Source organism: Streptomyces hokutonensis, from assembly GCF_042751305.1.
Taxonomy (GTDB): Bacteria; Actinomycetota; Actinomycetes; order Streptomycetales; family Streptomycetaceae; genus Streptomyces; species Streptomyces hokutonensis_A.
This window is the reverse complement of record NZ_JBHYWD010000005.1, coordinates 111,825-126,490: the sequence shown is the minus strand read 5'-3', so window position 1 is coordinate 126,490 and position 14,666 is coordinate 111,825. Positions and strand designations below refer to the sequence as shown.

Below are 14,666 nucleotides of genomic sequence, written 5' to 3'. Positions count from 1 at the left end.
CCTCTTCTCTTTAGCTTCTTGCGCCGGTCGGGAAATCCACTGGTGACATCGTATGCGGCCCCACCCGCCGCCGCGCCCCCCCCCCCGGGGGGGGCGCCCCCCCCGGCCGCGTGCGGTTGTTCGGGGCGGTTACGCCTCGAACACCTCCCGCACCAACTGCTCCTGCTCGGCCTGGTGCCGCTTCGCGGACCCCACCGCCGGAGACGACGAGTGCGGGCGGGAGATCCGCCGCAGTCGCTCACCGTGAGGAACGTCCGCGCCGACCGCGAGGTCCAGGTGGTCGATCAGGTTGAGGGCGATGAACGGCCAGGCGCCCTGGTTGGCCGGCTCCTCCTGGGCCCACAGGTACTTCTCGACGTTCGGGTACTTGTTGACCTCCGCCTGGAGCTCCGCACCCGGCAGCGGGTACAGGCGCTCGACGCGGATGATCGCCACGTCCGTGGTGCCGCGCTTGGCACGCTCGGCCTCCAGGTCGTAGTACAGCTTGCCCGTGACGAAGACGACCTTGCGGACGGCCGCGGGGTCCGTCACCGTATCGTCGCCGATGACCGGGCGGAACTGACCGGTCGTGAACTCCTCCGTCTTCGACGCGGCGGCCTTGAGACGCAGCATCGACTTCGGGGTGAAGACCACCAGCGGCTTGTGGTGCGGGTTGTGCACCTGCCACCGCAGGAGGTGGAAGTAGTTCGACGGGAGGGTCGGCATCGCGACCGTCATGTTGTTCTGCGCGCAGAGTTGCAGGAAGCGCTCCACGCGGGCCGAGGAGTGGTCCGGGCCCTGGCCCTCGTAGCCGTGGGGGAGGAGCAGGGTTACGCCGGACGTCTGGCCCCACTTCTGTTCCGCCGCCGAGATGTACTCGTCGACCACGGACTGCGCGCCGTTGACGAAGTCGCCGAACTGCGCTTCCCACATCACCAGTGCGTCGGGGCGGGCCAGCGAGTAGCCGTACTCGAAGCCCATGACCGCGTACTCGGAGAGGAGCGAGTCGTAGACGTTGTAGCGGGCCTGGTCCTCGGAGAGGTACTGGAGCGGGGTGTAGTCCTCGCCCGTCTGGCGGTCGATGAGGACCGCGTGACGCTGGCCGAAGGTGCCTCGGCGGGAGTCCTGGCCGGACAGGCGGACCGGGGTGCCCTCGAGGAGCAGGGAGCCGATCGCGAGCGTCTCGCCCATGCCCCAGTCGATCGTCCCGTCCTCGACCATCGTCGCCCGGCGCTGCAGCTGGGGCAGCAGGCGCGGGTGGACGTGGAAGTTCTCCGGGATGTTGACCTGGGACTCGGCGATCCGCTTGACGACCTCCGTGGAGATGGCCGTGCCGACCGCGACGGGGAACTCCGCCTGCGGGTCCGCCATCGGCGCCGCGCCCGGCTGGGCCGTCGCCTCGCGGACCTCCGTGAAGACCTTCTCCAGCTGGCCCTGGTAGTCCTGGAGGGCTTGTTCGGCTTCCTCGAGGGTGATGTCGCCGCGACCGATGAGGGACTCGGTGTACAGCTTGCGCACCGAGCGCTTCTTGTCGATCAGGTCGTACATCAGGGGCTGGGTGAAGGCCGGGTTGTCCGACTCGTTGTGGCCGCGGCGGCGGTAGCAGATGAGGTCGATCACCACGTCCTTGTTGAACGCCTGACGGAACTCGAAGGCCAGGCGGGCCACACGGACCACGGCCTCCGGGTCGTCGCCGTTCACGTGGAAGATCGGGGCCTCGATCATCCTCGCCACGTCCGTCGCGTACATCGACGAGCGGGACGACTCCGGGGCGGCCGTGAAGCCGACCTGGTTGTTGATGACGATGTGGATCGTGCCGCCGGTGCGGTAGCCGCGCAGTTGCGACATGTTGAGCGTTTCCGCCACGACGCCCTGGCCCGCGAAGGCCGCGTCACCGTGCAGGGCGAGCGGCAGGACCGTGAAGTCCGTGCCGCCCTTGTTGATGATGTCCTGGCGGGCGCGGACGATGCCCTCGATGATCGGGTCGACCGTCTCCAGGTGGGACGGGTTCGCCGCGAGGGTGACCTTGATCTGCTCGCCGTCCAGGCCGGTGAAGGTGCCCTGGGCGCCCAGGTGGTACTTCACGTCGCCGGAGCCGTGCATCGACTTCGGGTCGAGGTTGCCCTCGAACTCGCGGAAGATCTGGGCGTACGACTTGCCGACGATGTTCGCGAGCACGTTCAGGCGGCCGCGGTGGGCCATGCCGATGACGACCTCGTCGAGGCGAGACTCGGCCGCGCTGTCGATGACCGCGTCGAGGAGCGGGATGACGGACTCGCCGCCCTCGAGGGAGAAGCGCTTCTGGCCGACGTACTTCGTCTGCAGGAAGGTCTCGAAGGCCTCCGCCGCGTTCAGGCGGCGCAGGATGCGCAGCTGTTCCTCGCGCTCCGGCTTGGAGTGCGAGCGCTCGATGCGGTCCTGGATCCACTTGCGCTGCTTCGGGTCCTGGATGTGCATGAACTCGATGCCGGTGGTGCGGCAGTACGAGTCGCGCAGCACACCGAGGATGTCGCGCAGCTTCATCAGGGACTTGCCGGCGAAGCCGCCGACCGCGAATTCCCGCTCCAGGTCCCACAGGGTGAGGCCGTGCTCGGTGATGTCCAGGTCGGGGTGCTTGCGCTGGCGGTACTCCAGCGGGTCGGTGTCGGCCATGACATGGCCGCGGACCCGGTAGGAGTGGATCAGCTCGAAGACGCGGGCGGCCTTCGTCACGTCGTTGTCGTGCGACGCGTCGATGTCCTTGAGCCAGCGGACCGGCTCGTACGGGATGCGCAGCGACTCGAAGATCTCGTCGTAGAAGCCGCTCTCGCCGAGCAGGAGGTTCGCGACGATCCGCAGGAACTCGCCGGAGGCGGCGCCCTGGATGACCCGGTGGTCGTAGGTCGACGTGAGCGTCATGACCTTCGAGATGCCGAGCTTGTTCAGGGTGTCCTGGCTCGTGCCCTGGAACTCCGCCGGGTAGTCCATCGATCCGACGCCCATGATGACCGACTGACCGGGCATCAGACGCGGGACCGAGTGGACGGTGCCGAGGCCGCCGGGGTTGGTCAGGGAGACCGTCACCCCGGAGAAGTCGTCCATCGTCAGCTTGCCGTCGCGGGCGCGGCGGACGATGTCCTCGTAGGCCTGCCAGAACTCGAAGAAGTTCAGCGTCTCGGCCTTCTTGATGCCGGCGACGACGAGCTGGCGGTCGCCGTTGGGCTTCACCAGGTCGATGGCGAGACCGAAGTTGATGTGCTCCGGCTTGACCAGGGTCGGCTTGCCGTCCTTCTCCGCGAAGGAGTAGTTCATCGACGGCATGGCCTTGATGGCCTGCACCATCGCGTAGCCGATGAGGTGGGTGAAGGAGATCTTCCCGCCCCGGGCGCGCTTCAGGTGGTTGTTGATGACGATGCGGTTGTCGAAGAGCAGCTTGACCGGGACCGCGCGCACCGACGTGGCGGTGGGCACCTCGATCGAGGCGTTCATGTTCTTCGCGACCGCGGCGGCGGGGCCGCGCAGCGTCACGTACTCGGGGCCGGCGGGGGCCTCGGTGGCCGGCTCGGCCTTCTTCGGCGAGGAGGCAGCCGGAGCAGGGGCCTTCGCCGGAGCGGCTACGGGAGCCGGGGCCGGAGCGGCCGCTGCGGGCGCCGGCGCGGGAACCGCCGGAGCCGCGGGTGCGGCAGGAGCGGCCGGGGCTACGGGCGCGGCCGGGGGAGTGGTGGGCCCTGCGGCCCCCGCGGCCGCAGTACCCGCCGAAGTCGAGGTCGGGGCGGCAGCCGCGCCCGGCTTGTAGTCGGCGAAGAAGTCCCACCAGGCTCGGTCGACCGAGTTCGGATCCTGGAGGTACTGCTGATAGATCTCGTCGACGAGCCACTCGTTGGGACCGAACGCCGCCGCGGGATTCTTACCCGCGGCTTGGTCGGACTCGGTCGAGATGGTCGAGTTACTGGGGGACTGTGACGACACGGCGGCAACCGCCCTCTTCCGCTTCACAAGGTGATGGACAGCGGGAATTAAGGCTACGCCCCCATGACCACGAAGGTCAGGTCGGGCCGGTCCATCGTCGTGTAAGTCACATCGGAAAGTGTGTTTCGGGGGCTGAAATGGCGGGAAACAAGCGTGGTTCCGCTGCAGAGGGGGCGTCTTGGTGCGGGCCGGGCGCGCGAACGGCGCGGGCTTGTGCCTGATCACACGTGTCCGTCAGCGCGGACCGCCGTGGATCTTGTGGCTCCGGTTCGAACTTTACGTCAACTCGGCACGGATGACAGTCCCGGAAGGGTGACGATAATCCTGCAGCCGCGGTCGGATTCGGCCACACCGATCCGGCCGCCGTGCAGGTCCACCGCCCAGCGGGCGATCGCCAGACCGAGGCCCGTACCGCCGTCGCTGCCGGGTCCGTGGGGCGCGCTCACCGCTCCCCGGTTGAACCGCTCGAAGATGTGCGCCCACTCCGCCTTCGGGATGCCGGGCCCCTCGTCCAGGACCTCCAGCTCCAGCGACTCGGGCAGCGATCCGCGCCGCGCCTTCACCGTCACGCGCCCGTGCGCCGGGCTGTGCTTCACCGCGTTGTCGATCAGGTTGGCGACGACCTGGTGGATGCGCTCCGGGTCCGCGAGCGCGGTCAGCTCCGGCGGGGAGACGTCCAGGTGCAGATGGACGTCCGTACGCGTGTGGCTGCCCGAGCCGGACGCGATGCCCGCGCGCGCGGAGGCGACCATGTTGGCCTCCTTGAGCACGCCCGAGAGATACGGCCACACCTCGAAGCGGCGGGTCTTCAGCGGTACGACGCCGTTGTCCAGCCGGGAGAGGTCGAGCAGCGTCTCGACGAGCCGTCCGAGCCGCTCGGTCTGCTTCAGCGCCGTCCGCATGGTCTCCGGGTCGGCGGCCGAGACGCCGTCGACGACGTTCTCCAGTACGGCGCGCAGGCCCGCGATGGGGGTGCGCAGCTCGTGCGAGACGTTGGCGACGAGTTCCTTGCGCTGGCGCTCCTGGGCCTCCAGCTCGTCGGCCATGACGTTGATCGTCTCGGCCAGGTCGCCCAGTTCGTCGCGGCGGTTCTCGCGTACCCGGCGCGTGTAGTCGCCGCGCGAGATGGACCGGGCCACCGTGTTCATCTCGTCCAGCGGCGCGGTGAGCGAATGGGCCACGAACTGCGTTATCAGCAGTGTGGCGATCATCGAGAAGACCGTGATGAAGCGCAGCTCCGTCGCCGTGCGCATGGCGATCATCATCAGCCCGGTGGTGATGAGCACCGAGATGACGACCAGCGCGCCCAGTTTGGTCTTGATCGAGAACGGGCGTACGCCGCCCCAGGGTTCCCCGGGGCTCCTCCGTGACGTCGGCCCTTCGTTCATGGCGTTGGTGTCTCCAGTGCGTAGCCGACGCCGTGGACCGTGCGGATCCGCTCGGCGCCGATCTTCCGGCGCAGCGCCTTGATGTGGCTGTCGACGGTACGGGTGCCGGAGGCGTCCGCCCAGTCCCAGACCTCCGCGAGCAGCTGCTCGCGGGAGAGCACGGCACGCGGGGTGTTCGCCAGACAGACCAGCAGGTCGAACTCGGTGGGCGTGAGGTGTACGTCCTCGCTGCGCACCCGTACCCGGCGCTGCGCGTGGTCGATCTCCAGCTCGCCGAGGCGCAGGATGCCCGAGCGCGGGGTGGACGCGGCCACCACGGCACGCTCCACCCGGCGCAGCAGGACGTGCACCCGCGCGGCCAGCTCCCGCATCGAGAACGGCTTGGTCATGTAGTCGTCGGCGCCGACCCCGAGTCCGACCAGCATGTCGGTCTCGTCGTCGCGCGCGGTGAGCATCAGCACCGGCACCGGGCGGGCGGCCTGCACCCGGCGGCAGACCTCCAGGCCGTCGAAGCCGGGCAGCATGATGTCGAGGATCAGCAGATCGGGCTGCCAGGCCTCGGCGGTGTCGACGGCCGAGGGCCCGTCGCCCGCGGTCTGTACGAGAAATCCCTCGGCGCGCAAACGGGCCGCGATGGCGTCGACGATCGTCGCGTCGTCCTCGACCACGAGCACCCGGCGCTGCGCGCCCGGCGTGGCCGTGGCCGTGCCGTTGTGGGAGGTGTGTGTCTGCTCCATCGCCCGCCCCTGAAGTGTGCTTTCCGGAACCAGTGGGGTGATCCCATGACTGCGCTTGACGCTTGAATGATCCGCGTCAGGCAAGCAGGGTACGGGCAGCGGCAACCCGTTTGCTATCCAGGTCGTACGGCGAGGTGCACCACGTCGGGAACTCCTCGGGCAACGGGGATCTCTTCGGTACGCACCTGCTGGAACCCGGCATTCCATAGTGTTCGCTCAAATTCCGGAGAGGGCTGTGCCGACCACACCGCGAGCACCCCTCCAGGCCTCAACACCCTTGCGCAGCTTGCCAGTCCGGCCGGTGAGTAGAGGTTTTCGTTGCTGTCGGTGACGGTCCAGTCGGGGCCGTTGTCGATGTCGAGGCAGAGCGCGTCGAAAGTGGCGCAAGTCTCATTGACGAATGCGACCAGATCCGTTTTCAGAATGTCGGTGCGCGGATCGGCGAGAGCGGGCGCGGAGAGGGCCGCCAGCGGTCCGGAGCGGTGCCATTCGACGATCGCGGGCTCCCGCTCCACGACCGTGATCCGGCCCCAGCGGGGGTCGGCGGCGGCGTGCGCGAGCGAGAAACCCACGCCCAACCCGCCGATCAGCACGTCCGGTTGGGGGCGCCCGTCGAGCGCGGCGTACGCGGCGTCGACCAGCAGCCGCTCCGAGCGCCCGTCCGAGGTGTCCATCAGGAAGCACCCGTTGGCGATGATCTGCAGCAACTCCCCGTGCCGGCGCAGCACCACCTCGCCGTAGGGGCCCTCGCGACGGTCCAGGACAACGGGAGTGTCGTACGCGGTGGTCATGCGGTCCATTTTGGCAGTTTCACCGGAACGGGCGGCGGGACCGGCCCGTTGTGGACGCGCAGGAAGCCTTTGAGGTTGCTGTGAATCGGCTCTCGCGTGGCGTCGGTCATAGACAGCGACAGGTGGGACGGCGAAGGGTGGGGTGAAACGGAAGGAGCCCCTCACGGTGGAACGGACCGCGACGGCCGATACCCAGGTCTCCGCCACGCCTTCGGGCGCGCCTTCGGCCGAGGAGGACTCCTCTCTGCTGGACGCGATGCCGAGACAGCGCGAAGTGGTGGAAACGGCCTGGGGGTCGACCCGGCCGGCGGTGTCCGTCTCGGCGTCCACGCCTGCCGTTCCCCGCGCACCGCGCGTCCCTGGCCTGCTGCGTCTCCTCCGTCCCTGGCGGGTGCTGCCCACGCCCACCGGGACGCCGTTCACCTTCGGCTACGGCACGCTGCTCGTCGTCACCTCGCTCGTCGCGCAGTACGCCGATCCCACGCTGGTCAACCAGCTGCACCAGGCCTCCAGCACCGATGTCACCCACCTCGTCAGCGACCCGTTCCTGGTGCTGGTCGCCAGCGCGCTGTGGATCGTGGGCGGGGTGATGTCGCCGTACGCGATCCTCTTCCTGCTGGTGCTGACCGCGCTGGAGCGGCGGATCGGCGGGGCGCGGGCCGCCGGGGTCTTCCTGACCGGGCACATCCTGGCCACGCTCGCGACCGAAGGCACCGTGGGGCTCGCCGTGTTGGCGGGGCACCTGCCCGACACCTCGCTGCACCGCCTCGACTACGGCATCAGCTTCGGCGTCGCCGCGAGCACCGGGGCGCTGGCGGGTCTGCTCAGGCCCTGGCTCGGGCTGCCGCTGCTCGCCCTGTTCGGCTGGACGCTGGTCGAGGACCTGGTCGCGTTCACCGACCCCATGACGAACTGGGGTCATCTGATCTCGCTCGCGATAGGCGTCACGACCTGGCCGTTGATACGGCGCTGGCAGCGGGCCGGGCGGATGATCCGGTTGGCTCCGGTCGAGATGGCCCAGGTCGAGGTGGCCCGGGTCGAGGTGGCCCGGGCCTAACTCCCGGCCCGTCCGGCCGCGTTCAGCCCCTTCGCCAGGGCCGGGATGCCAAGTCGCGCTTCCTGTGCGGGGGTTGCCCCGCGCAGCTTGTTGGTGAGCTGGTAGGGGTCGGCGCGCAGGTCGTAGTACTCGCGGAAGAGCACCTTGCCGTCGCCGTCCGTGGGCCGGCCGTCGTTGTCGAGACGGGTGCGGTAGTACTCCGTGTACTGCTCCGACTTCCCGATGTACGTCGCCCAGGTGTGGATCGGCTCCTTGTCCTGCCGGTTCCACCACCACTCGGCGAGCAGATGGTCCCGGTCGGCGGTGCCGAGGAGCGAGTGGCCGTCGTGCGGGGTGTCCGGGGTGATGCCGGCCGCGTCGAGAAGGGTGGGCGCGAGGTCGACGTGACCGGTGAGACGGTCGTCCGAAGTGCCCCTGTCGAGGCCCCGGGCCGGCCAGGACAGCCGGCACGGCACCTCCAGACTCGGCCGGTACGGCACCGACTTGCGCAGCCAGCCGTGGTCGCCCCAGCACAGCCCGTGGTCGCTGGTGTACAGCACGAGCGTGTTCTCCAGCTGGCCGAGCGACCGCAGTTGGTCGCGGAAGTCGCGCATCGCGTCGTCCACCGACAGCAGGGTCCTCAACTGGCGGGCGCGCAGGGCCTGTCCGGCGGCCAGACCGTGCTTCGCCCTGCGCAGGAACGCCGGCTTGTCGGCCTTGTCGGTCTCGAAGACGGACGGCCGTCCCGGCCACTCGGGGACGCGCGTGTGGGCGTACTTCTTCTCCGGGATGTTCAGTTCGTGCGCGCTGCGGGTGGCGACGTAGGCGAACCACGGCCTCCGGTCGGTGCGGGAGTTCTCCAGGAAGGCGAGGGCGCGGTTCCTGATGACGGTGGTGTTGTAGCCGGGGATGTTCCGGACGGTCCCGCCGTCGTTGTAGTGGCCGTTGTAGTACGCCACCGGTTCCTGGAGCAGCCACTCGTCGAAGTGGGGCGGGTTGTCGCCGGTGTGCCAGTAGTTCAGGTACTTGCCGAACAGGCCCGTGCGGTAACCCGAGTTGTGCAACTGCCTCTGCACGGTGGTGTGTTGGTCCAGGTGGTAGGGGTGGCGGGTGTCCAGGACACCGTGGTTGTGCGCGTAGCGGCCCGACATGATCGAGGCACGGGAGGGTGCGCACAGCGGGGTGTTGGCGTGCGCCCGCTCGAAGGTGACGCCGTGGCCGCCGAGCCAGTCGACGGTCTCCGGGGTCGCCCACTCGGTGTCCTTGGGCTGGTCGTCGGTGACGACGAGGAGGATGTTGGGGCGGTCGTCGCCGCGGGCGCGGGTGCGGGGAGTGGGGGAGGCGAAGTTCCGTACGGGGGTGGCGGGTTCGGCCGGGGTGGTGTGCTTGTCGTTCTCTGTCGCGTGGAGGACGACGGGGATCGCGGCCGCCGTGGCGACCACCGCGGCCCCCGCCACGGCCGTACGCCTGCCGGGCCCGCGCGGTTCCTGATCCTTGTCCATATTGTCCCCCGTGTCCCCGCGTGGGCTCGCGCCCAGCTGTGAATCCGCTTGCAGTTTGCGGCAGTTGCCTATGAATGCCGTTGCGGGGGTGTAGCGATGGTGTGGACAGCCGAGCGCGGTCCTGGACGGGGGAGGTCCAAGTGGCGGAGACGGTCGCGGTGGTACGGCGGATCGAGCGGGCGCTGGCGGCAACCGGCCTTGTGGTGGCGGGAGTTGGCGAGGGCCAGTGGACGAACCGGACCCCCTGCGTGGAGTGGGACGCCCGGGCGGTGCTGAACCACACGGTGGGCGGGATGCGCATCTTCGCCGCCGAACTGAACGGCACCGACCCGGGTGCTGAACACGAGTCCGACTGGTTGGGCACGGATCCCCGGGGTGCGTACACGGAGGCGGCCGAGACCGACCGGGCGGCCTGGAACCGCCCCGGTGCCCTCGATACCACCGTCCACATCTCGCTCGGCGCGCTGCCCGGCCCGATGGCCGCGCTGATCCACTTCACCGAGGTCTGCGTCCACGGCGTGGACCTGGCGGTCGCGACGGACCAACGGGCGCTGGTGGACGAGGAGTTGTGCGAGGAGCTGCTGGCGGTGATGCGGGGGATGGGCGGCTTCGACGCGTACCGTGTGCCGGGCGTCTTCGGCCCCGAGGTCCGGCCCGCGCCCGGGGCGGCCCCGCACGGACAGTTGCTGGCCTACTTGGGGCGCTCGGTCTCCTGATCCGGGGGCTCGCCCTCGTGGAGCTGTGCGTGGACGCGTGAGGGAGCTTCGAGGTCGGGGCGGCCGTGTAGCGACGGGAGTGGTTGCCGCTCCCCCAACTGGACGGGACCCCCTCTGTAGAAGCGTGACGCTTCCGCCGTGCGTGTCACGCTTTCGCGCGTCACCCTCCCTGGGCGGCAAGCATCCCCGCGCGTCCGGGTCGGGCCCGCTCCAGCCAAATCGGCCGGTTCAGGAATAGAAGCCTCGGCCGTATTCCTCCCGACTCAGGGCGAAGTCGTCCGGGCGATCACGGCGGAGCTCCTCGTACCGCTCCGCGAACACATCGAGCGCCTGGTGAAGGGTGCACCCCAGGGTCTCGCGGATGGTCGCGAGCGCAGAGATGATCCGCTGCTCCAGGATCTCCCGGTCCACGCTCTCGGGCAGTTGTTCCATGGCGTCGTGAGCCTACTCGGCGCGGATGCTCAGCCCTGTTCGGCGGCGCCGGTCACGCGGTCGCGGAAATCCTGGAAGGCGTGCCGGCCTGAGCTGCCCTGCGGAGTGATCGGCTCTCCTGTGGAACAGTCCAGCGCCTTGTAGCCGAGTGCGCTGAGAACGCCCCAGGTGGGGTTCCGAGAGGTCGGCTTCGGGTTCGGCCCGGGCGACGGCCGTGAGGACTTCGTGCTGTCGGCCGGCAGGTGGAGGGGATGAACGTCCCAGCTCATCTGGACCTTCCGGTGGTGGGGAGTCGGATCACGTGGGGTGCGAGCGTGCTGCGGAGGCCGTTGACCGTCGCGTGCCAGGAGTCGCCGTCCGATTCGGCCCAGAGTTCCAGGAGTTCGGACGGCTCGGTCAGGACGCGGTCGAGGGACCGGAGGGCGAGGGCGCGTAGGCCGGTGAGGTCGGGGACGGGAAGTTTCGGGCCGTAGTGGGGGTGGGCCGGCTCGCCGCCGGGGCACTGCGCGGCGAGCAGGGCCGCCGCAGCGACGGCTTCGTCGCCGATGTCCGCGTCGAGGCGGTCGGCGGTGTCGGCCGCTCGGGCCAGGGTGTCCCGCGCCAGGCCCCGACGTGCGTCCGGGGAGGCGTCGTCGAGGTTGCCGCACCGGTCCGCCGCGGTGTCGTTGTCGAAGGGGCCGACGTCCCAGGTGCCCATGTGTCTCTCCTGATCGTGATGGTGTCCGGGGAGCGTGGCAGGTGCCGCTGACACCGGCCGCCGAAGTGCCACGTCCTTCCGGGAAGCCCCCACCCCGTTTCCGTGTTGGCCTGCACGAAGGACGAGCCCCTCCCTCTGATCGCTCACGGCGAACAACCCGTGGGGAACAATCGAAGGCGCCCAAGCATTGAGTCGGCATAGCTCAACTTGACTGCCTAAGGGGAGATCATGGCTTCGACGTCCACACCGCTCACCCTGCCCGTGCTGCCGCTCGACGACGAGGTCGTGCTGCCCGGAATGGTGGTTCCGCTGGACCTGAACGACACCGATGTACGCGCCGCCGTGGAGGCCGCCCAGGCCGCCGCGCGGTCCGAGCCCGGAAAGCCCAAGGTCCTGCTGGTGCCACGGATCGACGGGACCTACGCGAGCACGGGTGTGCTCGGCACCATCGAGCAGGTCGGCCGGCTGGCCGACGGCGACCCGGGTGCGCTGATCCGCGGCCGCAGCCGCGTGAAGATCGGTGCCGGTACCACCGGCCCCGGTGCCGCGCTCTGGGTCGAGGGCACCGCGCTCGACGAGAGCCTGCCCGAGCCTTTGCCCGGCTCCGTTTCCGAGCTGGTGAAGGAGTACAAGGCGCTGGCCACCGCGTGGCTGCGCAAGCGGGGGGCCTGGCAGGTCGTCGACCGCGTGCAGGCCATTGATGATGTGTCCACCCTCGCTGACAATTCCGGTTACTCGCCTTTCCTCACCACTGAACAGAAGATCGAGCTGCTCGAGACCGCCGACCCGGTGGCCCGGCTGAAGCTCGCCACCCAGCACCTGCGCGACCACCTCGCCGAGCAGGACGTCGCCGAGACGATCGCCAAGGACGTGCAGGAAGGCGTCGACAAGCAGCAGCGCGAGTTCCTGCTCCGCCGCCAGCTCGAAGCCGTCCGCAAGGAGCTGCGCGAGCTGAACGGCGACTCGGCCAAGGACGGCGAGGAGTCCGACGACTACCGCGCCCGCGTCGAGGCCGCCGACCTTCCCGAGAAGGTCCGCGAGGCCGCCCTCAAGGAGGTCGACAAGCTGGAGCGCTCCTCCGACCAGTCGCCCGAGGGCTCGTGGATCCGCACCTGGCTGGACACCGTCCTCGAACTCCCGTGGAACGAGCGGACCGAGGACGAGTACGACATCCGGGGCGCCAAGGCGATCCTGGACGCCGAGCACGCCGGCCTCGAGGACGTGAAGGCGCGCATCACCGAGTACCTGGCCGTGCGCAAGCGCCGCAGCGAGCGCGGGCTGGGTGTCGTCGGCGGGCGGCGCGGCGGTGCCGTACTGGCCCTCGTCGGTCCGCCCGGTGTCGGCAAGACCTCGCTCGGCGAGTCCGTCGCGCACGCGATGGGACGCAAGTTCGTGCGGGTCGCGCTCGGCGGTGTGCGGGACGAGGCCGAGATCCGCGGTCACCGGCGTACGTACGTCGGCGCGCTGCCCGGCCGTATCGTCCGCGCCATCAAGGAGGCCGGGTCCATGAACCCGGTGGTCCTGCTCGACGAGATCGACAAGGTGGGGTCCGACTACCGGGGCGACCCGGCCGCGGCTCTGCTGGAGGTCCTCGACCCGGCGCAGAACCACACCTTCCGCGACCACTACCTGGAGGTCGAACTCGACCTGAGCGACGTGGTGTTCCTGGCGACGGCCAACGTGCTCGAAGCCATCCCGGAGGCGCTGCTCGACCGGATGGAACTGGTCCGGCTGGACGGCTACACCGAGGACGAGAAGGTCGTCATCGCCCGTGACCACCTGCTCCCGCGCCAGCTGGAGCGGGCCGGGCTCAAGGACGACGAGGTCGTCATCGACGAGAGCGCGCTGCGCAAGCTCGCCGGTGAGTACACCCGTGAGGCGGGTGTCCGCACCCTGGAGCGGTCGATCGCCCGGCTGCTGCGCAAGATCGCCGCGCAGCACGAACTGGGCGAGCGGGAGCTGCCGTTCACGGTGACCGACGCCGATCTGCGCGGGCTGATCGGGCGGCCGCACCACGTGCCCGAGTCTGCCCAGGACCCGGCGGAGCGCCGTACGGCGGTCCCCGGTGTCGCCACCGGCCTCGCGGTCACCGGCGCGGGCGGTGACGTCCTCTACGTCGAGGCGTCGCTGGCCGACCCGGAGACGGGCGCGGCGGGTCTGACCCTGACCGGTCAGCTCGGTGACGTGATGAAGGAGAGCGCGCAGATCGCCCTGTCGTTCCTGCGCTCGCACGGAGCCGAACTGGAGCTGCCAGTCGCCGACTTGAAGGACCGGGGCGTGCACATCCACTTCCCGGCGGGTTCGGTGCCGAAGGACGGCCCGAGCGCGGGTGTCACCATGACGACCGCTCTCGCGTCCCTGCTCTCCGGCCGACTGGTCCGTACGGACGTGGCCATGACCGGTGAGGTCTCCCTGACCGGCCGGGTCCTCCCGATCGGCGGGGTGAAGCAGAAGCTGCTCGCCGCGCACCAGGCGGGGGTCACCACGGTGATCATCCCGAAGCGCAACGAGCCCGACCTGGACGACGTCCCGGCCGAGGTCCTGGACAAGCTCGACGTCCACGCGGTGACGGACGTCCGCCAGGTCCTGGAGCTGGCCCTGTCGCCCGCGACGAACGGCGCGAGCCCGGAGGTTCCGGTGGCGGCGTGACGGACGCCACCGGTCAGGTGAAGGCCCGGGTCCCTTTCACGAGGGGCCCGGGCCTTCGTCGTTCACCCGTCGGCGAGGGCCACCACCCGGTCCAGCGCCCCGTTGAACACGTCGTGGTCCCCGACCGTCGGGCCGGACGACGAGTACTGCCACATCGTGTAGTACGACCACCCGGCCGGCAGCGTCCCCGCGTCCGAGGCGTACCGCGCGATCCACAGCGGGTTCGCGGCGGCGAATCCGGCGTAGTCGCCCGTGCAGGAGGTCCACCAGCTCGTCGCCGTGTAGATCACCGCGTCGCGGCCGGTGCGGGACTTGTACCTGGACAGGAAGTCGCCGATCCAACTCACCATCGCCGCAGCCGACTTGCCGTAGCAGGAGGCGCCGTACGGGTTCCACTCGATGTCGAGGACACCGGGGAGGGTGCGGCCGTCCCTGGACCAGCCGCCGCCGTGGTCGGCGAAGTAGTCGGCCTGGGTGGCACCGCTCGTGGTGTCCGGCGTCGCGAAGTGGTAGGCGCCGCGGATCATGCCGACGGAGTAGGAGCCGTTGTACTGCTGGGTGAAGTACGGGTTCGTGTAGTACGTGCCCTCGGTCGCCTTGGTGTAGGCCCACTTGACCCCGCTGCTCCACAGGGTCGACCAGGCCACGTCGCCCTGGTGGCCGCTGACGTCGACGCCTTCCGTCTGGGCGGCGAGGCCGGGGGCGGTGGGCGCCGCGGGCGGGGGGGCCGGGGGCCCGCCGCCCCATCCCAAGAAAACGGGGGCAGGCGCGGCGGCGGGCCACCCGGGGCG

General features: G+C 69.9%; 12 protein-coding genes. 3 read left to right on the top strand and 9 right to left on the bottom strand.

Features of this window, described 5'->3' with window-relative positions; translation table 11 throughout:
- Positions 1 to 129: 129 nt before the first annotated feature.
- The 4 genes from ACFXC1_RS15435 to ACFXC1_RS15420 all read right to left on the bottom strand — a co-directional run bounded on the left by ACFXC1_RS15435 (position 130) and on the right by ACFXC1_RS15420 (position 6,843).
- Positions 130 to 3,927 (bottom strand): multifunctional oxoglutarate decarboxylase/oxoglutarate dehydrogenase thiamine pyrophosphate-binding subunit/dihydrolipoyllysine-residue succinyltransferase subunit, encoded by a 3,798-nt coding sequence (locus ACFXC1_RS15435; RefSeq protein ID WP_381242890.1) that lies wholly within the window; start codon positions 3,925 to 3,927, stop codon positions 130 to 132.
- Positions 3,928 to 4,208: 281 nt separating this feature from the next.
- A complete protein-coding gene (locus ACFXC1_RS15430; protein WP_381242888.1) occupies positions 4,209 to 5,315 on the bottom strand; it encodes a sensor histidine kinase in 1,107 nt (368 codons plus the stop codon).
- On the bottom strand, positions 5,312 to 6,052 hold the full coding sequence (locus ACFXC1_RS15425) for a response regulator transcription factor (protein ID WP_019075191.1): 741 nt from the start codon (positions 6,050 to 6,052) through the stop codon (positions 5,312 to 5,314). Before ACFXC1_RS15425 ends, ACFXC1_RS15430 begins: the two co-directional genes overlap by 4 nt.
- Positions 6,053 to 6,165: 113 nt before the next feature.
- A complete protein-coding gene (locus tag ACFXC1_RS15420; protein ID WP_381242886.1) occupies positions 6,166 to 6,843 on the bottom strand; it encodes a spermidine synthase family protein in 678 nt (225 codons plus the stop codon).
- 166 nt (positions 6,844 to 7,009) lie between these two features.
- On the opposite strand from ACFXC1_RS15420, the gene ACFXC1_RS15415 reads away from it, so the two are divergent.
- Positions 7,010 to 7,900, top strand: a complete 891-nt coding sequence (locus ACFXC1_RS15415; protein ID WP_381242884.1) for a rhomboid-like protein — start codon at positions 7,010 to 7,012, stop codon at positions 7,898 to 7,900.
- On the opposite strand, the gene ACFXC1_RS15410 is transcribed toward ACFXC1_RS15415, so the two are convergent.
- Positions 7,897 to 9,381: a sulfatase family protein gene (locus ACFXC1_RS15410; RefSeq protein WP_381242883.1), complete on the bottom strand. Its 1,485-nt coding sequence runs from the start codon at positions 9,379 to 9,381 to the stop codon at positions 7,897 to 7,899. The two genes, ACFXC1_RS15415 and ACFXC1_RS15410, sit on opposite strands and share 4 nt — an antisense overlap.
- Before the next feature lie 140 nt (positions 9,382 to 9,521).
- Here ACFXC1_RS15410 and ACFXC1_RS15405 point away from each other — a divergent pair, with 140 nt between their 5' ends.
- Positions 9,522 to 10,097 (top strand): TIGR03086 family metal-binding protein, encoded by a 576-nt coding sequence (locus ACFXC1_RS15405; protein ID WP_381242881.1) that lies wholly within the window; start codon positions 9,522 to 9,524, stop codon positions 10,095 to 10,097.
- Positions 10,098 to 10,325: 228 nt separating this feature from the next.
- Here the strand turns inward: ACFXC1_RS15405 and ACFXC1_RS15400 are convergent, their stop codons facing one another.
- Genes ACFXC1_RS15400 through ACFXC1_RS15390 form a run of 3 tightly spaced genes read right to left on the bottom strand, consistent with a single transcriptional unit; the run spans position 10,326 to position 11,226 of the window.
- Complete coding sequence (locus ACFXC1_RS15400) at positions 10,326 to 10,529, bottom strand: hypothetical protein (protein WP_381242879.1); 204 nt, start codon at positions 10,527 to 10,529, stop codon at positions 10,326 to 10,328.
- A gap of 29 nt (positions 10,530 to 10,558) precedes the next feature.
- Positions 10,559 to 10,798: a hypothetical protein gene (locus tag ACFXC1_RS15395; RefSeq protein ID WP_381242877.1), complete on the bottom strand. Its 240-nt coding sequence runs from the start codon at positions 10,796 to 10,798 to the stop codon at positions 10,559 to 10,561.
- A complete protein-coding gene (locus tag ACFXC1_RS15390; protein ID WP_381242875.1) occupies positions 10,795 to 11,226 on the bottom strand; it encodes a DUF4259 domain-containing protein in 432 nt (143 codons plus the stop codon). Before ACFXC1_RS15390 ends, ACFXC1_RS15395 begins: the two co-directional genes overlap by 4 nt.
- 228 nt (positions 11,227 to 11,454) lie before the next feature.
- On the opposite strand from ACFXC1_RS15390, the gene lon reads away from it, so the two are divergent.
- Positions 11,455 to 13,875: an endopeptidase La gene (gene lon / locus ACFXC1_RS15385; RefSeq protein ID WP_381242873.1), complete on the top strand. Its 2,421-nt coding sequence runs from the start codon at positions 11,455 to 11,457 to the stop codon at positions 13,873 to 13,875.
- Positions 13,876 to 13,937: 62 nt separating this feature from the next.
- On the opposite strand, the gene ACFXC1_RS15380 is transcribed toward lon, so the two are convergent.
- A partial coding sequence (locus ACFXC1_RS15380; RefSeq protein ID WP_381242871.1) for a lysozyme occupies positions 13,938 to 14,666 on the bottom strand: 729 nt, incomplete at its 5' end.

Excerpts from the sequence above, each read along its gene's own strand:
- ACFXC1_RS15430 (WP_381242888.1), bottom strand. The coding sequence starts at position 5,315 with ATGAACGAAGGGCCGACGTCACGGAGGAGCCCCGGGGAACCCTGGGGC.
- ACFXC1_RS15425 (WP_019075191.1), bottom strand. The coding sequence starts at position 6,052 with ATGGAGCAGACACACACCTCCCACAACGGCACGGCCACGGCCACGCCG.
- ACFXC1_RS15420 (WP_381242886.1), bottom strand. The coding sequence starts at position 6,843 with ATGACCACCGCGTACGACACTCCCGTTGTCCTGGACCGTCGCGAGGGC.
- ACFXC1_RS15410 (WP_381242883.1), bottom strand. The coding sequence starts at position 9,381 with ATGGACAAGGATCAGGAACCGCGCGGGCCCGGCAGGCGTACGGCCGTG.
- ACFXC1_RS15400 (WP_381242879.1), bottom strand. The coding sequence starts at position 10,529 with ATGGAACAACTGCCCGAGAGCGTGGACCGGGAGATCCTGGAGCAGCGG.
- ACFXC1_RS15395 (WP_381242877.1), bottom strand. The coding sequence starts at position 10,798 with ATGAGCTGGGACGTTCATCCCCTCCACCTGCCGGCCGACAGCACGAAG.
- ACFXC1_RS15390 (WP_381242875.1), bottom strand. The coding sequence starts at position 11,226 with ATGGGCACCTGGGACGTCGGCCCCTTCGACAACGACACCGCGGCGGAC.
- lon (WP_381242873.1), top strand. The coding sequence starts at position 11,455 with ATGGCTTCGACGTCCACACCGCTCACCCTGCCCGTGCTGCCGCTCGAC.